This window comes from Chryseobacterium kimseyorum, from assembly GCF_025971945.1.
Taxonomy (GTDB): domain Bacteria; phylum Bacteroidota; class Bacteroidia; order Flavobacteriales; family Weeksellaceae; genus Chryseobacterium; species Chryseobacterium kimseyorum.
Genome location: NZ_JAPDHW010000002.1, coordinates 85,388 through 108,815, shown reverse-complemented (window position 1 = coordinate 108,815; position 23,428 = coordinate 85,388). Strand labels below are relative to the sequence as shown.

Sequence of the window (23,428 nt, the reverse complement as noted above, 5' to 3'; positions counted from 1 at the left end):
TTTTATTTGCTTAATAAATTTTCAAAAACAACAAGATCTTCTTCTAAAAGCTCTGGGTAATTTCCGCAATAGAAACCATTGTTGTGCATCATATCTGCACCCGGCATATCATAAACTTCTTTTACATATTTCTTGTAGAATGGCTGGCTCTGCATGTTTCCAGCTATCATTGGTCGTATTTCTACTCCTGCATCAATAAATTTATTCAAATAATGTGTTCTCAACTCTGCAGTTCTACATACGAAAGGAAAAGCAAAAGTTGATAAAACATTGATATGGTCATGTTTTAAAGGCAGAAAATCTGGATTTTCGTGTACCACTTTTTCTATTCTCAGGTAATTCTGTTCTCTTGAGCTGATGTTTTTTTCTAAAAACTGCATCTGATACTGTCCGAGGAAACCTGTAATTTCTGTTGGTCTGAAGTTATACCCCAAATCATAAAAAGTATATTTTGCTTCAAACTCAGACTGTATTCCAAACTCAGATCTCCATTTCTGTTGTTGCTCCGGGTTGAGGTTTCTGTCCCATCCATTCGCTCTCACAATACGGAGCATTTCTGCAAAATCATCATCGCTTGTGCATACCATTCCGCCTTCAATGGTACTCATATGATGGGCTACAAAGAAAGAAAAGCTTGCGCCTATTCCAAAATTTCCTGTTCTTCCTTCCGGTAATTCTGTACCTAAAGATTCACAATTATCTTCAATCAGAATAATATTTCTTTCTTCACAGATTTTTCTTATGGTATCAATATCTCCTGTAAATCCTAAAATATTCGTAATGAAAAGAGCCTGTAAATCTGTTGTCTCTAATCTCTCCAAAAGATTTTGAGAAGTTGTGTTGATCACTTCAGGGGTGATGTCAATAACCACAGGAACCATATTCATCTGAATAATGGGCATGGTATTAGTAGACCACGTCAACGCCGAAAATCCTATCTTATCACCATCTTTCAGCTTACCCATATTTTTCAGAGCCTGAAGCATAGCTAAGTTTGCACTTCCACCGCTATTAAACAGAACTGCATGTTTGCATTGCTGATATTCTGCGAACTTTTTTTCAAATTTTCCACATTCTACATCCATACTTAGACGGTCTGCATTAAGTATAAATTCGGCCAAAGCTTTTTTGGTTTCTACTTCGTTTAAAAAAGCTTTACGCATCAATGGTATTTTCATCTCTGGAGTTTATTTTTATTCAATGTCCAAATTTGACATTTCAGTTTTATTTTTAAGTTCTTTATATCTTTTTATTACCTGATCAATTCCCTGATCTAAATTTATTTCCGGTTTGAACCCTGTTTCTAGCATTTTGCTAACATCCATGCATTTTCTAAGCATTCCATTAGGTTTGGTTTCATCCCAAATCAGTTCACCTTGGTAATCTACTTTTTCAGCAATGGTTTCTGCCAGAGCTTTGATTCCGATATCATCACCTGGGCCTATATTGATAAATTCTGGCGAATGATAATTTTCAAACATAAATAAAATGGCTCTCGCGCAATCATTTACGTGTAGAAACTCTCTTTTCGCAATGCCTGTTCCCCAAAGTGTAACAGATGCTGCATTTTCTTCTTTAGCGTCAACAAATCTTTTGACCAGTGAAGACAAAACATGAGCATGGGCCAAATCAAAACTGTCATTGGGACCATACAGATTACTTGGCATCAGGCTGATACTTTGAAAACCGTACTGTTGATAATAAGTTTCTAATAATTTGATTCCCGCAATTTTACCAATTGCATACCCCTCATTGGTAGGTTCCAGCTTTCCGGTAAGAAGGTATTCCTCTTTCATCGGTTGTGGTGACTCTTTGGGATAGATGCATGAGCTTCCCAAAAAAACAAATTTCTTCACTCCGTTTTTATAAGAAGAATTGATTACGTTGGCCTGCATTATTAAGTTGTCATACAGAAAAATAGCTGGGTTGTCAATATTAGCTTTTATACCGCCAACTTTGGCAGCAATATGAATCACGTATTCCGGTTTTTCTTTTTGGAAAAAATCTTCAACAGCCTGTTGATTGGTGAGATCCAATTCGGAATGAGTTGCGGTCATGATATTAGTATAGCCAGCTTCTTTAAACAGATTTAAAGTAGTACTTCCCAACATTCCGCGATGTCCTGTGATATATATTTTTGAGGATTTATTCATCGTTTTTTTTAAAAAAGATAGTTTCCCTTTTTATTAATTTTAATTTTTCTTTTAAATTTATAATAAATATTTTTCTAAATAATTTGTTTAAATCTTTCGGAAGAGAATCTTTAAATCCCAGTTTTTTGATGTCTTGCGAATTCTTTATTCCAAATCTTCTCAGTTGAGATAGGGTAGTATGCTCAATTGGAGATTCAATAATTTTTTTAATACCCCACTTGTGTAAAAGATAAAAATATTCGACAATGTTTACTGTCTTGTTGTCTACTACATTTTTTGTTATTTGTGTAGGACTTGCTCCTATACTGATGGCATCAATTTCTGAAAATGCCAAATGATTGCTTCGCAAAAGTATTTGGATATAAAAATCTATATCTACATACCATATTGTATTGCTGTCAAAATTAGAGAAATTATTTTTTCGGAATATAGTGGCACTTGGAGCACCTATAAAATTACCATTCAATAACGTTATAGGATTATTTTTAATTTCTTCAATTTTTTCTAGAGATGGACAATTGTAGTTAATAATTGTATTGTTTTCTGAATTTACATTTTTTGAGGTTACAAAAGCTATTGTTGATATTGGGTTTTTATCAAGTAACTGTACAAATATTTCTAAAGAATTTTCATTAGTAAACCAATCATCATGATGGAGAATTTTAATATATTCTCCTTTAGACCTTCTTATTGCCTCATTCCAATTTTCAGGAGATCCTAATGTAATTTGATTTTTAAAATAGAAAATGTCTTTTAAGATATTCTGTTCATTAAGATACTTTTCAATTTCATCATTGGAAGAATCATCTGTTATCACGATCTCATAATCAGAATACTTTTGCACTAGAACAGAATCTAAGCATCTTTTGAAGGCTTCAAGATTATTATATGTTGGTATGCAAATAGATACTTTAGCCATTTTTTTTAGCAATACAAATGATAAAGTCCTTATCATCTAGAGTTTCGTGAATGGTATGAGTTTTATAATTTTGGTAATAATTTTTTTCAACAATAAATCCAGTCTCTCTTAGCCAGTTTGAAATCTTATCTTCATTGATTTCGAAAGTTAAATGAAAGCCAAGCTTTTTAGCATTTTCAGATTCTTCTTGTAAGTAGGGTACAGAAATTATTAATTGTCCGTTGTCTTTTAATGCTTTATTGTATAAGGAGAGTAACTTGTAAATGTTTTCCTCTGTAAAATGTTCGATCGTTTCAAAAGAAATGATGGCATCAAATTTATTCTCAAATTCAATTTCTAAAAGATTTTTATTTTCGAAAGATACGTTTGTGATGCTTTGGTAACGTTTCTTTATTTCTTCAATAACCTTCGAGTTAAGGTCAATTCCCAATACGCTTTTACTATTTTTACTCAGAATTACACTTCCATAACCTGTACCACATGCAAAATCTCCGCAAACTAAATTATTAGAAATCAATTTTTCTGCAAACAAGTATCTTTGAATATGATTTTGCTGGTACATATCTAATATAGAAATGTCTAAAGAAGAACTGTAAGTAAAATCTACCCTTTCACCACCATCGCCCAAAGGGTTATTTTTATCAAAATCGTATGGTTCATTTTTACGATTTTGTTTTTTTTGACCGATTCCTAAAATTGATTTTATAATTTTTTTTATTGTATTCATTCTTTGAGATAATTTTTTTATGTTCAAATACATTTAATAGAAAACTTCCTAAGTCTTTAATATAATTTCCATTTTATTATTTTACATATTTCAACTTTTACATTTTAATCCAGTTTTGCTGCAAAATGATGCTGCCTTGAGAGGAATCAGGATTTATTTTTGAGTAATTTTCATCAAATGATTCTATTTTAATAATTAATCCCTTATCATAATAATCAAATGTTTTTTCACCATCTCCAATATAAATTTCAACTTGGTAAATTCCCAATTTCAGTGGAAAGTTAGGAATGCTACAAGCTATTGTATTTTCTCCCGTGCTTAAAGTGAATTTTTCATCAAAGTGCATCGAAAATGGAGTTACAATTCGTGTCCCCATATTGTCATTTATTCCGAGGCCGATTACAATGTTTTCTAATTTTTCTTTTGCGAATATATTAAACTCAAATCTCACATCTGCACCACAAATAATTCCAAATTTGTCATTTGAAAAAAAATTAATGCCGGTCAGATAAGCAATATTTTTAGTATTAGGAACAATTTTTTCTGATAAGCTATTTGCGGTAGAATAATGTGATATTACTTCACTTATTTGACCTGAAAATTTTGATTTTCCATTTTCTAAAAGAATACCATAGTTACATAATGTTTGAATTGCGGCCATATTATGACTGACAAATAAAATTGTTCTTCCTTCACCCCTTGTCACATCTCCCATCTTCCCCAGGCATTTTTTCTGAAACTCTGCATCACCTACAGCCAAAACTTCATCCACAATTAAAATCTCAGACTCTAAGTGGGCGGCTACGGCAAATGCCAAACGCACATACATTCCTGAAGAATATCTTTTAACTGGTGTGTCAATATATCTCTCAACACCTGAAAAATCTACGATTTCATCAAATTTGCGTTTGATTTCTTTGCGGGTCATGCCCAGAATAGCTCCATTCAGATAAATGTTTTCGCGACCTGTCATTTCAGGGTGGAAGCCGGTTCCTACCTCTAAAAGTGAGGCAATTCTTCCGTTTGTATATATTTTTCCTGTGGTTGGTTTTGTTACTTTGCTCAAAATTTTGAGTAAGGTAGATTTTCCGGCACCGTTTCTTCCGATAATCCCAACAGCATCTCCCTGTTCAATTTCAAAATTAATGTCACGCAACGACCATACGTAATCGGAACTGCCTTTTGTAGAGCGGTCATTGGAGTCTCCAATTTTTAAGTAAGGATCATCTTTACCTCTCACCTTATGCCAAAATCGGTTGAGATCATGAGTTAATGTTCCTGTTCCCACTTGTCCCAGGCGATATTGTTTTGATATATTTTCAGCTTTTAAAGCTAGCATGTGTTTTTGGTTTAAAAATTAAAAATTAATTTTGACTCAGTCACCGTCTGTAATTCAATAGATTCATTTCCATTAAAGATCTACACGGTGTCTATGAAAGATTTTTCAGATTTATTAAAAATTACGATTCCAATAAGCAAAACAATAATGATAAATACAAAACTAATCATTAGTCTTGCCGTATTAAAATCTCCCGAGCCTATAAAACCATATTTGAAACATTCGAAAATAGGTGTCAACGGATTCAGGTCAGCAATAAAGCCGTAGTCTCCTAATTTTTGCTTAACTAAAGAGGTCGGTAAAATGACTGGAGTAAACCACATAAATAAACTGACTCCAAAACCTAAAAGTAATGATAAGTCTCTATATTTTGTAGTAAGTGAAGAAAATATCATTCCCAAGCCCAATGAAAATAGGGCAAGAAATATAATTAAAACCGGAAAGAAAAATGCCCACGAGTTAGGATGCACTTCCCCACGATAAATGTAATAGGCAAGTACAAACCAAAATAAAACCAATTGGATGCCGAGGCGCATAAAACTTGATATAATGGTAGAGATTGGAGTCACTAGTCTTGGAAAATATACTTTACCAAAAATCCCGGCATTTCCTGTAAAAACATTAGATACACTCAGCATAGTACTACTGAAATAACCCCAAAGTGTGTTTCCTGCCAAATAAAATAATATAGGAGGAATACCGTCTGTGGGTAAGTTGGCAATGTTCCCAAAAACAAGAGTAAAAACAATCGTAGTTAAAATAGGGTTGATGAAAAACCAAAGCGGACCTAACACAGTCTGTTTGAATGAAGAAATAAAATCTCTTTTTACAAACATAAAGACCAAATCTCGATATTGCCATACTTCTCTTAAGTTGAGCTGGAATAAAGAATGTTTAGACTCAATAACGTTGGTCCATTGTTGTTGGGGTTCACGCATTTGTGGGGAAATTTTTACAAATTTATAATAAATAATTAATTAGTCTATTTTGAAACTAAGTGTCTGATTTAAACAATATTGATCATATAGATTTCACTTCGAATCCACTAATTATATTGACCGTCGTAATATTTCTGATAATCTCCGGAAGTTACATTTTCCAGCCACTCTTTGTTCTCTAAAAACCAGTCGATTGTTTTTCCCAGACCCTGTTCGAAAGTTACAGAAGGTTTCCATCCTAAATCATTGCTCAGTTTGTTGGCATCAATTGCATAACGCTTATCGTGTCCCGGTCTGTCTTTTACATAAGTGATCAGTTTTTCTGAATGACCTGCAGGATTTCCAAGCTTTTCATCCATCTGTTTGATCAGTTCTTTTACCAAATCGATATTCTGCCATTCATTGAAACCTCCGATGTTGTACGTTTCTCCGGTTTTAGCTTCGTTGAAAATCTGGTGAATTGCTTTGGCATGATCGATTACAAATAACCAGTCTCTTGTGTATTTTCCGTCACCGTATATTGGTAAAGGTTTTTCATTAATGATATTTGAGATACAAAGCGGAATCAGTTTCTCAGGGAAGTGATTCGGTCCGTAATTATTTGAACAGTTTGAGACGATAAAAGGCATCCCATACGTATTTCCGTAAGCTCTCACCAAATGATCCGAAGCTGCTTTTGAAGCAGAATAGGGAGATTGGGGATCGTAAGTAGTTGTTTCAAGGAAAAACCCTGTCTCACCTAAGCTTCCGTACACTTCGTCTGTGGAAACGTGATAAAACAAATTCGTTCGCTTTTCGTTCGGGAATCTTCCGTGCGTGTGATCTGGGTTTAATGTCCAGAATTCTTTACAGAGATTCAGAAGATTTGCTGTTCCGTTGACGTTAGTATTAATAAATGCCATAGGATCTATAATACTTCTGTCAACATGGCTTTCTGCTGCTAAATGTATAACGGCATCCGGATTGTATTTTTCAAAAACCTTTCTTAATTCTTCAGGTTTTGTAATATCTGCTTTTTCGAAAACGTAGTTTGGCTCGTTTTCAATATCTTTTAAATTCTCAAGATTTCCAGCGTAAGTCAATGCATCAAGATTGATGATGGTAGAATCCGGATTGTTCTTAACAAATTCACGAACTACGTGTGATCCTATAAATCCTGCTCCGCCTGTAATGATGATATTTTTCATGTTGTATTCTGTTGGCAGCCAGCTTTTGGCTTGTATTAATTTAATTTTCACAGCTGATCTGTGATCGTTTATGTTTTTTTTCACAGGTTCATCTGTGGCTATATAAATTGAACCACTGCGTGGTTCCTGATCTTCACAATCAACATGAAAATCCTTATTTTTTACTTTGTTTCCTGCTGAACAGTTTTTCTTCCAATTGACTTATAGAAAAATCCGTTTTGCTCAGGAGTTTCCAAGGGATACATGTTTCTTCCGTCAAAAATTACTTTATTGTTCATTTTCTCAGCCATCAATTTAAAGTTCGGATTTTTGAATTCCGGCCATTCTGTGGCAATAAACAGGGCATCTGCATTTTCCAGTGCCTCGTACATATTTTTGGCATACTGTATTTTATCTCCCAGTATTTTCTTAACATTCTTCTCCGCTATGGCGTCATATGCGACAACTTTTGCTCCTTTTTTAAGTAATAAATCTATATTATCTAAAGAAGAAGCTTCTCTGATATCGTCGGTATTTGCTTTAAAAGCTAGCCCCCAAACTGCAATTGTTTTTCCTTGAAGATTTCCTCCGAAATATTTTTCAATTTCAGAAACCAAAATCACTTTTTGAGAAATATTGACATTTTCTGTCGCTTCCAAAATCTGAAAATTAAAATCTTCATCTTTTCCGGATTTGATCAGTGCTTTTACATCTTTCGGGAAACAGCTTCCGCCATATCCGATTCCAGGAAATAGAAAACGGTTTCCGATTCTGTCGTCGCTTCCCATTCCCAGTCTCACTTTGTCAACGTCAGCGCCTACTTTTTCGCAATAGTTGGCGATTTCATTCATGAAAGTAATTTTAACCGCTAAGAAAGAGTTGGATGCGTATTTCGTTAATTCAGATGATTTCTCATCCATAAATATAATAGGAATTCCGGTATTGGTAAATGGCTGATAGATCTGCGCCATAATGTCTTTTGCTTTTTCAGAACTTGATCCTACAACCACTCTGGCAGGGTTCATAGAATCTTCAACGGCAAAGCCTTCACGCAAAAATTCAGGATTTGAAACTACGTCAAAAGGAATTTGAGTTTTTGAAGCAATTACTTCTGAAACTCGGTCGGCAGTTCCTACAGGTACCGTACTTTTATTAACGACCACTTTATATTCGGTCATCATTTCGCCAATATCGTTGGCAACTTTTAAAACATAAGAGAGGTCTGCTGAGCCGTCTTCACCGGGAGGTGTGGGTAATGCCAAATAAATGACTTCACTTTTATCTAAGGCTTCTTTTAAATTGGTGGTGAAAAAAAGTCTTTCCGCCTGTATGTTTCTTAGGAACATTTCTTCAAGATTCGGCTCATAAATCGGCACGATTCCGTTTTTCATGTCCGCCACTTTTTTTTCATCTATATCAACACAGTATACAGAATTTCCAAGTTCTGCAAGGGTGGTTCCGGTAACCAATCCTACATAGCCTGTTCCTACTATTGTAATATTCAAAATATATGTTTTTAAAAAATTCTCGACAAAAATACTAAAAATAGTTTCATGGTCTTTTTAAATAAACAATAAGTTGTTCAAAATCATTGATAAATATCATTTTGCTACACCTTTAAAATGATATTTTTAAAAACTTATTCGGTTGATTATGAAGCGTATTTGTTTATTTTATAAAAATGTATTATATTTGCATAAGATTTACGGGAAAAATGAGAAGGCTTCGCAAGAAAGCCTTTTTTCGTACAGATAGACCATGATAATATAAATATGGAGTTTAGAAAAAATATTGAAACATTATTAAATACTTTCCTTGAGACGAGAGAGGATTTATTTCTTATTGATTTAAAGATTTCTGCAGCTGATGATGTTACTGTGATTTTAGATGGTGACAATGGTGTGACTTTACAGGATTGTCTTGATGCAAGCCGTGCCATAGAATTCAATGCAGACCGTGACGAGCATGATTTCAGCCTTCAGGTAATGTCTGCAGGATTGAGTGAGCCTTTGGCAACGCTTAGACAGTTTAATAAAAATATAGGAAGAGAAATCGAAGTAATGCTTACTGATTCTACAACAGTAGAAGGTGAGCTGGCTCAGGTAGACGAAGAAAAAATTACATTGATTCTTCGTTACCGAAAACCGAAAGATATAGGTAAAGGTAAAGTAGACGTGGAAGAGGAAAAAGAAATTTTGTACTCTGAAATCAAAAAAGCGTTGGTAGTAGTTAAATTTTAATTAAAGAAAAAAAGATAAATGGATAATATAGCGTTGATTGAATCCTTTGGTGATTTTAAAGACGAAAAGGGGATCAGTAAGATTGATCTGATGGCAATTATTGAAGATTCTCTAAAAACTCTTTTGAGAAAAAGATTTGATTCTGATGATCACTTTGATGTTATTGTAAACCCTGATAAAGGTGATTTTCAGATTTTCTTAAACAAAACAATCGTAGAAGACGAAATGTCTGAAGATGATGATTTGGAAATCGAAATTACCGAAGCGAAGAAAATTGATCCGACTTTTGAAGTAGGTGAAGATTTTACAATGGAAATTCCGGTAGCTCAATTAGGAAGAAGAAATGTTTTGACGTTGAAGCAAATCTTGGCTACGAAATTGCAGGAGCATAATAATGCGATGCTTTATGAGCAGTTTAAAGATAAAATCGGAGAGATTGTAACAGGAGAAATTCACCATATCCGTCACAAGCATGTGATCTTGCTTGATGATGAGGACAATGAATTTATTTTGCCAAAAGAAAATCAAATTTCGTCAGACTTCTTCAAGAAGGGCGAAAATATCAGAGCGATTGTAGAATCTGTTGATTTTAAAGGATCTAAACCGCAAATTATTATTTCGAGAACCGCTCCAAAATTCTTGGAAAAATTATTGGAATTAGAAATTCCTGAAATTCAGGACGGAACTATTATTCTTAAAAAAGCTGTAAGAATTCCGGGAGAAAAAGCGAAAATCGCTGTAGATGCTTACGATGACAGAATAGATCCTGTAGGAGCTTGTGTCGGAGTAAAAGGTTCAAGAATCCACGGTGTGGTAAGAGAATTAAGAAACGAAAATATAGATGTAATTCAGTGGTCGAAAAACCCTGAAATATTGGTGAAGAGAGCTTTAGGAAATGTTACCATCAATAAAATTGACATCAACGAGGAAACCAATTATGCTATGGTTTATACTCCTGTTGAAGAGATTTCTAAAGTTATCGGTAAGCAAGGTCAGAATATCAGATTGGCTTCATGGTTGACAGGTTACGAAATTGACGTGTACAGAGAAGCTAGCGAAGATGATGACGTTGATTTGAGAGAATTCAATGACGATATCGAGCAGTGGATTTTGGATGAGTTTAAGAAAGTAGGTCTTACGACTGCAAAATCAGTTCTTGATAAAGATACAGAGAGTTTATTGAAGATGGTTGACTTGGAAGAGGAGACAATCAATGATGTAAAAAGTATCCTGAAAGCAGAATTTGAAGATTAAAATTTAATATAGATTTTAATAAACAGTAAAAAGAATACTTTAATTTTAAAAATTAAAAAAAACAGTAAATAATATAGATGCCAAAAATAAGATTAAATAAAGCGGTTAAGGAATTCAATATATCGATGTCAAGGCTGGTAGAATTTTTACAGTCTAAAGATATTGTGGTTGAAAGCAATCCTAACGCTCAATTAGAAGAGGCGGCATATTCTGCATTGGAAGCTGAGTTTGCCAAAGACGGCGAACAACGTAAAGCTTCTCATGAGGTGGTGATTTCTAAAGTTCCGGAAGAAAAACTGGAAATTGAAGAAAATAAAACCCCTGAAGTAATAAGAGCTAAAGCTAATAAACCAGAAACCAGAATTTTAGGTAAAATTGATTTGGAACCTAAAAAACCTGAGGCGGTAGAAGAAACTCCTGCTCCGGCACCTGCACCAGCTCCTGTTGAGGAGAAAAAAGAGGTTGTCGAAGAAGTGAAAGAACCGGCAAAGGAAGAAACGAAAGTGGTTTCTGAAACTAAACCGACACCTGAAAAGCAGGAATTTAAAGTGTTGGATAAAATCGATTTGTCTCAGATTGAGGGAAATAGAAACAGACCTGCCAAAAAAGATAAGCCAAAAGTGGAAGAGGCGAAAGCAGAACCAAAAGCTGCAGAACCTGTGAAAGAATCACCTAAACCGGTTGAAAAACCAATTGAGAAAGTGGAAGAAAAAAAACCAGCTCCTGCAGCGGAAGAACCTCAGGAATCTCAGAAGATTGAAACGGTTTATCAAAAATTGGATGGGCCAAAAATTGTTGGTGAAAAAATCGACTTAACGCAGTTTGCGCCGAAGCCGAATGCAGCCAAGAAGAAAAGAAAGAGAATTGAAAAGCCGGGTGGTCCAAACCAGAATACTGGTAACCAACAAGGCGGAAATAATCAAGGCGGACAAAACCGTCCTCAAGGTCAAAACGGCCCAGGTGGAAACCGTCCGCCGGGACAAGGTGGTCCTCAAGGAAACAGACCTCCGGGACAGGGTGGTCAAAACCGTCCGGGTGGCCCAGGTGGAAACAGACCTCAAGGTCAAGGGGGCCCTCAGGGGAACAGACCTCCGGGACAAGGGGGTGGAAACCGTTTTGGAAACAACAACAGACCTGGTCAGAGAACAATGCCAGTCGAATTGACTGACGAGCAGGTTAAAAACCAAATCAAGGAAACTCTTGAAAAACTAACCAATAAAGGTGGTAAGTCAAAATCTGCTAAACACAGAAAAGATAAAAGAAGTTACCGTAGAGAACAGGATAACCTTCAGCAAGAAGCAGATGCAAGAGATACTTCACTAAAAGTTACAGAATTTATCACAGTTGGGGAACTGGCTAGTTTGATGGATGTAAGTGCAACCGAAGTAATTTCTGCTTGTTTCTCTCTTGGTGTAATGGTAACCATGAACCAGAGATTGGAAGCTGACACCTTATTATTAGTAGCTGACGAATTCGGATTTAAAATTGAATTCTCGGATGCTGATCTAGAAGAAACAGATTCTGAAGAAGATATCGATACAGAAGAAAGCCTTGTTTCAAGAGCTCCGATTGTAACGGTAATGGGTCACGTTGACCACGGTAAAACTTCATTATTGGATTACATCAGAAAAACCAACGTTATCGCAGGTGAATCTGGTGGAATAACACAGCACATCGGTGCATACAATGTGAAACTGGAAAACGGTCAGAGAATTACATTCTTAGATACGCCGGGTCACGAAGCCTTTACCGCGATGAGAGCGAGAGGTGCACAGGTTACCGATATTGCAATTATCGTAATCGCTGCCGATGATGATGTGATGCCACAAACGAAGGAAGCAATTTCTCACGCACAGGCTGCAGGTGTACCAATGATTATTGCTATCAACAAGGTTGATAAGCCGAATGCAAACCCAGACAACATCCGTCAACAGCTTTCCGGAATGAATATTCTTGTGGAAGAGTGGGGTGGAAATGTTCAGGCGCAGGAAATTTCTGCTAAAATGGGTAACAATATGGATGTCCTTTTAGAGAAAGTATTGCTTCAGGCAGAAATGCTTGAGTTGAAAGCTAATCCTGAGCGTGCTGCACAAGGTGTTGTAATAGAAGCTTCTCTAGATAAAGGTAGAGGTTATGTATCTACAATGTTGGTACAGACTGGAACTTTAAGAGTTGGAGATTATGTGGTAGCAGGGAAAAACCATGGTAAAGTAAAAGCCTTGCTTGATGAAAGGGGGAAAAACCTTGAACAGGCAGGTCCTTCTATTCCGGCAACGATCTTAGGTCTTGACGGAGCGCCAACAGCAGGTGATAAATTTAGAGTTTACGCTGACGAAAGTGAAGGTAAAGCAATCGCTAACAAGAGAGAGCAGTTACAGAGAGAACTTTCTATCAGAACCAAGAAGCATACGACACTTGAAGAATTGGGTAGACGTATTGCTTTAGGGGAGTTCAAGGAATTGAACATTATCTTGAAGGGTGACGTGGATGGTTCAGTAGAAGCACTATCTGATCAGTTACAGAGATTATCAACAGAGGAAATCAGTGTTAATATTCTACACTCTGGTGTAGGACAGATCACTGAATCTGATATTAACTTGGCGGCAGCTTCAGACGCAATTATCATCGGATTTAACGTAAGAGCCGGTGCTAATGCAAAAGATTTGGCAGACCGTGAAGAAATAGAAATCAGAACATACTCTATTATCTATAAAGCAATCGATGAGGTAAAAGAAGCGATGGAGGGAATGCTTTCTCCAGAGATTCAGGAGCAGGTAATCGGTAATGTAGAAATCCGTGAAGTCTTCAAGATTTCTAAGATCGGTACCATTGCAGGTTGTATGGTTCTTACCGGAAAAGTAACAAGACAGTCTAAAGTAAGATTGCTAAGAGACGGTATTGTGAAATTCGACGGTGAACTTGAAAGTTTAAAACGTTTCAAAGACGATGTAAGAGAAGTTACAAAAGGCTACGAATGCGGATTGAACCTAAAAGGTTACAATGATATTGAACAGAATGACATTCTTGAAGTATACGAAGAAGTTGCTGTGAAGAAGAAGTTGAAGTAAATTTCAGATACAATAAAAATCCCCATTTGATTTATTCAAATGGGGATTTTTTTAATTCTGGTTTAAAAAAGTCACTAATTTTATAAGATCTTCCTCTTTGTCAAACTTAATTTTATTTGATTTAATGAAGGTTTCTAATTTATCTTTTGAATCTGGGATTCCATCAGTTACACTTTTCTGATTTTTGATTTTAACTAAACCTTTTTCCGTATTTAGATAAAATGAAGGATCCAACTTTCTAAAAGACGCAGGCCTTTCTGCTGCATATGAATTTGCTGCGGGAACGACATCTATGAATTTGGTAACCAATTTTTTATACAATGAATTCTTTCCGCTCACAAGTTCGAAAAAATAACCATTATTTTCTTTTTCGTCTTCAAACAACATAATTGTCTGTTTTGGCGAAATTATTTCTATTTTCGAGAATTTAGAATCTTTAGGTAATACCTGTACAATATTTCCTTTCTGAAATTCAATTTCGTCTTTGTAAGAGTTATATCTTACTAAAATGTTTTCATAGTTTTCAGCGACTTTTGCATCGTAAAATTTACTATCAAAATAGGGAGAGCCTTGAATTTCATCGTAATTTAAAGTCTTGCCAGTAGTGGATTTAATCCCTGAAAATACCGAATGATCCCCAGTTACTTGATTTACAGATAATGTCTGCTGAGCAAATGCGCACTGACTGACTGCGAAAAAAAATACTGAAATAGCTGTTATTTTTATTCTCATTTCTAATAATTTGTACGAATTTAATAAATATAACATCATAAAATATATGGACTGCATGGTATTTTTATTATATACATCATTAAATTTATAATGATTCTAAATTGTACATTTTTGTTTATTTAAATCATGTTAAATCTGTCATCACAAATATATATCTTTTATATATAGCCAAATAAATCATAGATTTTATATTATTTTTTCATTTAACAAAATAATTTTAATTGCTAATATTTTGTGAAAAAAGTTAAAAATTTGTAAATGCTAATATTTATTAACATATTTGCTTCTTTAATATTAAAATTTGTTAATATGAATGTGAAATTAAGTGTACTGACAGCTGGTGTTCTGTTTTTTACAGGGCAAGCTGTATTAGCCCAAAAGCAATCAGATACTATCTCAAAAGAAACAAAAATTGAGGAAGTTGTGGTTTTAGGGTATAGTAAAACATCGACAAAAGCGAAATCAACTACTTCGTCTGTGACTGTCGGTGCTGAAACATTAGAAAATAGACCAAACATTTCTGTGCTAAATTCAATTCAAGGAACGGCACCCGGGATTGTTGTGAACTCCGCATCAGGATCGCCAGGATCTGGTAAATTCAATATTTTAATTAGAGGTCTTAGTTCACTTAATGGTTCTACCGATCCTCTTTACGTTGTAGATGGTGTAATTACATCGGGATCACAATTTAGAAATCTCAATTCTTATGATATTGAAACATTCAGTATTCTAAAGGATGCCCAAGCTACAGCGATCTATGGTAACAGAGCTGCTAATGGAGTAGTTGTAATTACTACTAAATCAGGAAGATTTAATTCTGGACTTAGAATTTCTTACGATGGTTTAACTTCTTTCTCTACAATGCCTAAGCCAGACTACAATATGTCTAGTGGAAGACAGTTGTTACAGATTCAAAAGAATTATGGAGGTGGTTTTGCAGCAGCAAATAACCTGACACAGAGTCAAATCGATAATTGGGAAGTTGATACAGACTGGAGAAAGCAGTTTACTCAGGTAGGTGTTTCTCAACAGCATAATTTATCTATTACCGGAGGTGGAGAAAATCTTAATAATTTCTTGTCATTAGGTTATCTAGATAGCGAAGGAACAATAAAATCAACAGATTTTAAAAGATTTACCTTAAGAAACAATTTAAGCGGTAAATCAAAAGATGGCAGGTTGACATTTGGAACAATTTTAGGATTAGGATATTCTAAGAGAAGCCAGTTAGATGATGAAACAAATACCGGGATCAGTGGAAATGTAATACAAAATCCCCTATTTGGTAGCGTACTTTCACCTTCTTATGTGATTCCTTCTCCTTATGCAAATGGTCAGGAATTGTACAATGCAATTGGTCAAAACAGTGCAGGAAACCGTCAGTGGGTTCTACAGGATAATATCAATGGAGGAATTCAGAATAGATTTACAGAATTAAGTATCTCTGCGAATGCTAATGTAAATTACAAACTGACAGATTACCTAAGCATTGGTAACAGAACTGGAATTGAATATAAAGAATATGAGAGAATCTTTGCAAGATCGCCACTAGGATATTTATCGATTTCTGTTGCTGCCGGACAAGGTGCGAAATATGGAGGTTTCGAGCAGTTCAATACTACTCAGGATCTTACATTTAATAACATCACCAATATTTCATTCAATAAGGCATTTGGAGATCACAATATCTCAGCAGGAGCTTATATGGATTATATCAAGGCTCATGTAATGAACAATACTCAGACTCAGAATGGCTTGAATCCATTACAATGGTCATTCGGAGCCGGAACAGGGTATATTCCATTTAATCCAGATACTCCAAATATTTATAGACCGACAGCAACTGCATCAAAAGTAACAGCTGGAACGTTGGCGTATTTTGGAACTCTAGATTATGACTATAAAGATAAATATGGTGTAAGTGGAGTTATAAGAAGAGATGGTTCTTATAGATTCCTTCCTGCTAACAGATGGGAGACTTTCTGGTCTGTTGCAGCAAGATGGAATATTGATAAAGAAGATTTTATGGCAAACTCTGGGTTTAGATTACTTAAGCTTAGAGCGTCAATTGGTACTACAGGTAATCAAAACTTAGGAATCGCTGCAAATAATGCGAATCCATTAGCCTTACTTCCAAATAACTTCCTTGATTTGTATTCAGGAGGTTCTTCTTACCAAAACTTATTAGGATATTCATTTGTTAATTTATCAAATCCTTACTTAGTTTGGGAGCAGGTAAAACAATCTAACTTAGGTTTAGATTTTAATTATAAGGGGATTATCGAAGGTAGTGTAGATTATTATCAGAAGAGAACAACAAGAATGTTCAACGACTTGCAGAAGTCTGCGGTGACAGGAATCTATACCATTAGAGGAAATGACGGTGTTTTAGATAATAAAGGTATTGAAGGATTAATCCGATTTAATGCTATAAGAAATGATAATACAAGATTATCAATATTTGCCAATGCTGCTTATAACTCTAATAAAATCGTTTCAATGAGTAACGAAAATTTATCTGGAGATGTTGTAAATGCGATTGGAGGACCAGCAAGTCAGTATCAACTTTACACTTATGTTGGAGTAGATCAGGCTGATGGGCAACAATTGTTCTTAGACGCAAACGGAAATACTACAAAATCTCCTGTTGCTGCTGATAGAAAATTGACAGGGAAATCACCATATGCTAAATTTACGGGAGGTTTTGGTTTCAATTTTCAACACAAAGGTTGGTTTCTTGATACCTTATTCTCATTTCAACAAGGAGGATATAGCTATGATAACTTATATTCTTGGGTAATGAACCCAGCATATGCAGGTATCAACATCAATGTATCATCTGATTTGTTAAATGCTTGGACTCCGGAAAATACAAATACTGATGTGCCGGCGTTAAGAGCAAACAATGCAGGACGAGAGGGTTCTTCAGATAGATTCTTATATAAAACAGACTTTATCAGACTGAAGAATGTGTCTTTAGGATATAATTTCACTAAAGACCAGCTAGGAAATTTACCAGTACGAGGAATAAAATTATTTGTTCAGGCAGAAAATTTATATACTTGGACAGATTGGATAGGATTTGATCCAGAACCGGTTACAACCTATTCATTAAATGTGTATCCAAACCCAAGAACAGTTTCTGTCGGGGTAAATGTTGATTTTTAATAAAAGAAATTATGAAAAGAATAATAAATACAGTTTTAATTTTAGCTGCTTTGTCATCAACTGGATTTACATTAAACAGTTGTCAAGATGCTCTTGATATTGTTCAGCCAGGCGAGTTGGAAGTTGATGATCTTTATACAACAGTATCAAATTTAAATGAAGCACTAATCGGTGTATATGGAGAATTGGAGCCAGCCGACGAGATCTATTTTACAGCAGTTTTTACAGATGAAGTAAAGCCTGGAAGTGGGAGTGGTGGTCAGGAACAAGATCTACATAGATACTTTATTGATCCATCTTCTCCAATAGTAACAGGTGGTACGGTAAGTACAACTACCTCAAATGGAATATGGCTTAATAACTATCGAGTTATTAATAGAGTAAATAGACTATTAGAAGGTGCAAAAAGTGTTATACCATCCACACCTGCTGAAACAACACAATATAATAATATTCTTGCTCAGGCTAGAGCACTTAGAGCATATTGCTATGTGCAGTTAGAAGCATATTTTTCTACTAATATGAAAGATGTTAATGCTTTAGGTGTAATCTTAATTAAGGATATACCTTCAACAGAGGCTCAGCTTTCTAGAAGTTCAAATCAGGAAATATATAACTTCATTAACGAAGATTTAGATTATGCTAGAAGCATATTAACTTATGCTACAACTAACTCTAAATACTATGCAGATAGAAGATTTGTCAATGCATTGTCAGCTCGTTTTAATATTTACAGAGGAAACACTGCATTGGCTAAGCAATACGCGCAAGATGTTATTTCAAATTCTGGATTATCATTAACTATTGCAACTCCAATAACAGGAAGCAACTCTCTAATAAACGGTGGAGCAGGTGGAGCTTCTGGTGCTCTACAAAATCCTGCAACTGCAGCCTGGAACAATGCTTTTTATGGTGGAGACACCACTGCAAATGGGAATGGTTTATTAGGTTCATTTAATCCTTACAGAAATATTTGGAATGATGCAACTACTTCTAGAGGTGAAGTTCTTTTCTCTTTAAATAGACTTGCATTAGGTGCAGGAGCAAGCATTGGAATCAGATGGAATACCAATAGCTCTGCTGCTTCAGGTGTCCCGATGTGGTTTTTAGGGAGAAATCTATTTAATTTAATATATTCTGCGCCTAATACAACAGACAAAGGTGATATTAGAAGATATACATATATTGATCCAACATCTATTATTGCTGCAAACTATCTAGATATTGATTCAAGAAATGATAGATTAGTGATTGATAAATATCCAGGTAAAACAAGTGCTCCTACGCGTAATGACATTAAAGTATTCAGGTTATCTGAAATGTACTTTATTGTTGCAGAAGCAGAAGTTGCTGCAGGTAATTTAACAGCTGCTAATGGTCTTATTCAACAAGTAAGAACTGCTAGAAACTATTTGGGGACGGCAACTACTCCAGCATACACAAATGCTCAGTTTGCTTATGCTGATATTTTAAAAGAGCGTCGAATTGAATTAGCGTTAGAAGGTCACCGTTATATCGATTTGAAAAGATTGGCAACAACAGCGGGAGTAACCATGGATAGAAATACAAAAGACGATTTTGTCACTGTTACAAATCTTCCTAATAATAGCTATAAGTATACATTACCTATTCCTATTAGAGAGACTTCGGCTAATCCGAATGTGCAACAGAACCCTGGATATTAATTCAGTATCTTAAAATATTTTTTATAGAAACCCACATTTTTTAATGTGGGTTTCTTGTTTTTCATCAATCTATTTTACGGCACTAAACTTATAAAACGAGATGATTATCAGATTTTGAATCAACTGAAGCATGAGTTATAGACTTCTAATTACAAAGTTCCATCGGTACATTATTTATTTCTTTTGTGAGATTAATCGACTTCAGTGAATTTAGGTAATAGAAGCGTCAACTTGTTATTAGATTTCGTAGACAGAGATTTTTCTTGATTTAAAGCTATCTACTAGTGATTATTAATATCATAATGTACAAGTAAGATTTTCATTATCTACATAAATACCGAGCATGTTGATTAAAGAAATCATGATATTTTTTTAGAGACTACTGTAAAAAGTAGTCTCTTTTTATTTCCTTTTATTTCTTATTTTTGCTGAAGTAAAATCATTCGCAAAGTTTGATTTTATTAAATGGAAAATACATGAAATATATACTCCTCATTATACTTTTCTTCGGCTCTTTTTCTAATGCCCAGGTTATTGTCAACAAAACAGATTCCAATAGGTTGGAGAAGAAGTTGTCTGATACTTTGGTGATCGATTCCGGGAAAAAAGACTCTCTGAAAATATTTAAGCCCACTATTCAGGATTATCAGTATCAGACGCAGTTTTCTGAAAAGAAAATTTTTGATACCGTGATGACTTTTGATAAGACCAATATTTTTTCGCAGTATAACAACCGCGATAATTTCGGCAGAGTGCAGTTTGCCAATATCGGTGCGGGGTTTAATCCTTTGTCTTATGAAGTCAACGATGAGCAGAACCTGTCTTTATTACCGTCTAATAAATCTTATGTTATTACAGCAGTTAATGATGTGAAATATTATGATGTAAAAACGCCTACTGCAACTTTTATCTATCACACGGCAATGAGAAACGGTGCGGCGCTGCAATCTACCTATACCCAAAATATTGGGAAGAGATTTAATTTTGCTCTTGAATATATGGGATTACGTTCTGAAGGAATGTACAGAAACTCACTTGCGGCAAATAACAGCACCTTATTTTCCGGTCACTACACTTCAAAAAGTGGTAACTATGAACTTTTTACTCACTATCTTCATCAGAATGTCAATAACGTAGAAAATGGCGGAATTGCTGATGATGATCTTTTCCAATCTGGAAACAGTGAGAGTAATAAGCAGAATGCTCAGGTAAATTTAGCTTCTTCAAGTTCTCAGTATTCGTTCCGTAGATATTATCTGAGCCATCAGTTTACACCTTTTAATTCAGAAAAATTTCCTTTCAGAATACGGCACACCATATTCAATCAGGGAAACAAGTATTATTACAATCAGAGTGCTTTAGAAAATTACTGGTATACCACGGCGGCACAACTTGTGAACGGATTTCCTCCGTCGACAAGAAAATATTCCAATAATTTAAGCAATACGGTTAGCTTAGTTTTCGATAACGAAAAGTTTAAACTGGATGCTGGTGTACGTTACCAAATGCTGAAATTTGGGTTAAATGAAATCGATTTACCACTTGTGGATGTTCCGGCTGAACTGAAAGAGAATAGATTGGGAGCTGTAGGAAATCTGCAGGTTAAACTATTTGATAAATTTCAGTTAAATTCATTTTTGGAATTTTCAAAAGGAAGTCAGTTTGGGAATTACTTAAAGACCACAAACAATGTGAAGTTTGAACCCATCAAAGATTATTTTGTCAATGCAAAAGTTAATTTCCAGAGTGTTTATCCTTCCTTCAACTATCTTGCAAACTCTTCTGTTTACCGCAACTTTAATTACTATCTGCAGGATGTCAAGAATCAGTCAGTTACTGAAATTGGTGGAAGTATTAATTTAAAATGGTTCAAAAGTGAATTGTTTGCTAATTATTTCAGAATTGATAATTACACCTATTTTGATGCTGCGGCTATGCCCCGCCAGAGTGAAAACTCATTAAATATCTCACAAATCGGGGGTGATGCAACTTTTAGTCTTAGAAAATTTCATTTAAATACACGAGTTCAGTTTCAAAGCGCCTTAACCAATAAGGAACTTCTGCCAATGCCATCTTTTATCGGTAGGGCTAATTTATTTTTCCAATCGAGAGCATTTAAAGATGCAGCAGAAATTCAGGCAGGAATTAAAGTATATTATTTTTCGAAATTTGCCTCAAGAGAATATTTCCCTATTCTCAATGAATATATTCTTCCACGTGCCGATTCTTTTTCCATCGGAGGTCAGCCAATTGCCGACTTATATGTCAACATGAAAGTCAAAAAAATGTTCTTCTACATTGAGGGACAGCAGATGGGAACTTTAATTTCATATAACAAAGCCTATGCCTTCCCACATTATCCGGTCTATGATTTCAGACTGAATATTGGTATTGTCTGGTATTTGTTCAACTAAATTCAATACAATTGAAAACAGTCAATAAAATTTCATTCAGCGATATTGAAAGTATTCCTCAGCTGATCAAAGATTTTTTAAATCGTCAGATTGAGGGTTTTGAAGGTTCTACATTTTCATCAGATAATTTTGCCGAGCAGATACGTTTAAAACAAAACTCCTTCAAACAGTCTCAGAGAGAAATTATTTCAAAGGCTTTTACAGATCAGCTTTCAGAACTTCAGCTTTCGGCAAAACAGAAGGAGAACATTGAAAGTTTAAAATCAGCCAATACGTTCACCATTACTACAGGACACCAGCTGAATCTTTTTTCTGGTCCGGTATTTTTTGTGTATAAAATTTTGCAGACGATTAAAACCTGTACAAATCTTAAAGAAAAATTTCCTGACTTTAATTTTGTTCCGGTTTACTGGATGGCTTCGGAAGATCACGATTTTGCGGAGATCAATCATTTCAAAACAGAAAATAATTACTACGAACTCAACGAGAAATCTGGTGGAGCAGTTGGTAGAATTAAAATAAATGATACATTTTTTATTTCTGAATTTGAGAAAGAGTTTAAAGATTCAATTTTCGGGACAGAATTGATTTTAATGCTTAAAGAAGCTTACAAAGCCGGAAATACTTTAACAGGTGCTATTCAGATCTTCGTGAACAGATTGTTTTCTGAGTTTGGGTTATTGATTCTTGATGGAGATTCCAGAGCATTGAAAAATCAGATTAAAGATATTTTTAAAGATGAGTTACTTCATTTCAGTTTGCAAAAAACTTCTAAAGATAAAGTAGATTTTCTGACAGAAAAGTATGGTAAAGTTCAGGTAAACCCGAGAGAAATTAATCTGTTTTATCTAAGAGAGACCAGAGACCGGATTGACTTTGACGGTGAAAATTATATTATTGTTGATACAGATAAAAAATTTACAAAGGAAGAAATCCTTGAGGAACTAGAAAATTTTCCGGAGAGATTTAGTCCAAACGCTTTGATGCGTCCGGTATATCAGGAGAGCATCTTACCCAATTTAGCATACATCGGTGGAAATGCCGAAATCATGTACTGGCTGGAACTGAAAGATTATTTTTCTTAAATTACTATACCTTTTCCCATTTTAATTCCTAGGAATTCGATGTTGTTTATCAAGGAAAAAACTTTAGGCAAAATTGAAAAGCTTGATCTGAAAATTGAAGATTTTTTCCAGAACTTCACGCAGATAACGAATGCTAAAATTCTGGATAATAATTTGGTTTTAGAATCTCTGAACGCACAGGAAAATGAAATTGCGAATAATTTTTCACAGTTAAAATCTTTAGCAGAAACCACCGAAAAATCTTTTGGAAACATGGTAAAAGCAGAAGAAGTCCGTCAGTTAAGATCTTTTAAAAGGTTAAAGAAAAGATTGCTGCACGCAGAAAAAATTAAACAAAATGAATTGCTTGAGCGCTTAGAAACCTTGTTTTTAGATGTTCATCCGGCAAAAACATGGCAGGAACGAATATTTAATTTCTCTGTTTTTTTTGCTGATTTTGGCTATTCGTGGCTGGAAACTATTGCTGAGGAAATGGAAGTGGAACAATCAAAATTAATAATTGTTGCCATTTAATTTTAAAGAAGTATTTTTGTACATTAT

At 34.8% G+C, this 23,428-nt stretch carries 17 protein-coding genes; 8 read left to right on the top strand and 9 right to left on the bottom strand.

The genetic code is table 11. From position 1 onward, the window contains the following. Positions 1-2: 2 nt before the first annotated feature. The 8 genes from OMO38_RS03115 to OMO38_RS03080 form a co-directional block, all read right to left on the bottom strand. Positions 3-1,178, bottom strand: coding sequence for a DegT/DnrJ/EryC1/StrS family aminotransferase (locus OMO38_RS03115; RefSeq protein ID WP_264748763.1), 1,176 nt, complete (start codon positions 1,176-1,178; stop codon positions 3-5). 15 nt (positions 1,179-1,193) lie between these two features. Beyond that, the gene (locus OMO38_RS03110; RefSeq protein ID WP_264748762.1) at positions 1,194-2,153 is read right to left on the bottom strand and encodes a GDP-L-fucose synthase family protein; all 960 of its coding nucleotides are present in this window, start codon (positions 2,151-2,153) and stop codon (positions 1,194-1,196) included. Continuing rightward, the gene (locus OMO38_RS03105) at positions 2,146-3,072 is read right to left on the bottom strand and encodes a glycosyltransferase family 2 protein (RefSeq protein WP_264748761.1); all 927 of its coding nucleotides are present in this window, start codon (positions 3,070-3,072) and stop codon (positions 2,146-2,148) included. The genes OMO38_RS03110 and OMO38_RS03105 overlap by 8 nt, the downstream gene beginning before the upstream one ends. Further along, a complete protein-coding gene (locus OMO38_RS03100; RefSeq protein ID WP_264748760.1) occupies positions 3,065-3,799 on the bottom strand; it encodes a class I SAM-dependent methyltransferase in 735 nt (244 codons plus the stop codon). The genes OMO38_RS03105 and OMO38_RS03100 overlap by 8 nt, the downstream gene beginning before the upstream one ends. Positions 3,800-3,896: 97 nt before the next feature. Continuing rightward, positions 3,897-5,138: an ABC transporter ATP-binding protein gene (locus OMO38_RS03095; protein WP_264748759.1), complete on the bottom strand. Its 1,242-nt coding sequence runs from the start codon at positions 5,136-5,138 to the stop codon at positions 3,897-3,899. Positions 5,139-5,218: 80 nt separating this feature from the next. Beyond that, positions 5,219-6,076 (bottom strand): ABC transporter permease, encoded by an 858-nt coding sequence (locus OMO38_RS03090; protein ID WP_264748758.1) that lies wholly within the window; start codon positions 6,074-6,076, stop codon positions 5,219-5,221. 107 nt (positions 6,077-6,183) lie between these two features. Then, positions 6,184-7,263, bottom strand: coding sequence for a dTDP-glucose 4,6-dehydratase (gene rfbB, locus OMO38_RS03085; protein ID WP_264749119.1), 1,080 nt, complete (start codon positions 7,261-7,263; stop codon positions 6,184-6,186). A 161-nt stretch (positions 7,264-7,424) separates the two neighbouring features. After that, on the bottom strand, positions 7,425-8,747 hold the full coding sequence (locus OMO38_RS03080) for a UDP-glucose dehydrogenase family protein (protein WP_264748757.1): 1,323 nt from the start codon (positions 8,745-8,747) through the stop codon (positions 7,425-7,427). Positions 8,748-9,014: 267 nt separating this feature from the next. On the opposite strand from OMO38_RS03080, the gene rimP reads away from it, so the two are divergent. From rimP to infB, 3 genes are all read left to right on the top strand, one after another. Beyond that, complete coding sequence (gene rimP / locus OMO38_RS03075; protein ID WP_264748756.1) at positions 9,015-9,482, top strand: ribosome assembly cofactor RimP; 468 nt, start codon at positions 9,015-9,017, stop codon at positions 9,480-9,482. Between the two features lie 18 nt (positions 9,483-9,500). Then, on the top strand, positions 9,501-10,736 hold the full coding sequence (gene nusA, locus OMO38_RS03070; RefSeq protein ID WP_264748755.1) for a transcription termination factor NusA: 1,236 nt from the start codon (positions 9,501-9,503) through the stop codon (positions 10,734-10,736). Positions 10,737-10,813: 77 nt separating this feature from the next. Further along, a complete protein-coding gene (infB, locus tag OMO38_RS03065) occupies positions 10,814-13,804 on the top strand; it encodes a translation initiation factor IF-2 (RefSeq protein ID WP_264748754.1) in 2,991 nt (996 codons plus the stop codon). Between the two features lie 51 nt (positions 13,805-13,855). Here infB and OMO38_RS03060 read toward each other — a convergent pair whose 3' ends face one another. Further along, the gene (locus tag OMO38_RS03060) at positions 13,856-14,536 is read right to left on the bottom strand and encodes a hypothetical protein (protein WP_264748753.1); all 681 of its coding nucleotides are present in this window, start codon (positions 14,534-14,536) and stop codon (positions 13,856-13,858) included. Between the two features lie 309 nt (positions 14,537-14,845). Between OMO38_RS03060 and OMO38_RS03055 the strand changes: the two genes are divergently transcribed. The 5 genes from OMO38_RS03055 to OMO38_RS20380 all read left to right on the top strand — a co-directional run bounded on the left by OMO38_RS03055 (position 14,846) and on the right by OMO38_RS20380 (position 23,401). Beyond that, positions 14,846-17,704, top strand: a complete 2,859-nt coding sequence (locus tag OMO38_RS03055) for a SusC/RagA family TonB-linked outer membrane protein (RefSeq protein ID WP_264748752.1) — start codon at positions 14,846-14,848, stop codon at positions 17,702-17,704. Between the two features lie 11 nt (positions 17,705-17,715). Next, the gene (locus OMO38_RS03050) at positions 17,716-19,389 is read left to right on the top strand and encodes a RagB/SusD family nutrient uptake outer membrane protein (RefSeq protein ID WP_264748751.1); all 1,674 of its coding nucleotides are present in this window, start codon (positions 17,716-17,718) and stop codon (positions 19,387-19,389) included. 476 nt (positions 19,390-19,865) lie between these two features. Beyond that, a complete protein-coding gene (locus OMO38_RS03045; protein ID WP_264748750.1) occupies positions 19,866-21,803 on the top strand; it encodes a putative porin in 1,938 nt (645 codons plus the stop codon). 11 nt (positions 21,804-21,814) lie between these two features. Further along, entirely contained in the window at positions 21,815-22,888 is a 1,074-nt protein-coding gene (bshC, locus tag OMO38_RS03040; protein WP_454706810.1) for a bacillithiol biosynthesis cysteine-adding enzyme BshC, read from the top strand. Between the two features lie 39 nt (positions 22,889-22,927). After that, the gene (locus OMO38_RS20380; RefSeq protein ID WP_454706809.1) at positions 22,928-23,401 is read left to right on the top strand and encodes a hypothetical protein; all 474 of its coding nucleotides are present in this window, start codon (positions 22,928-22,930) and stop codon (positions 23,399-23,401) included. Positions 23,402-23,428: the final 27 nt, after the last annotated feature.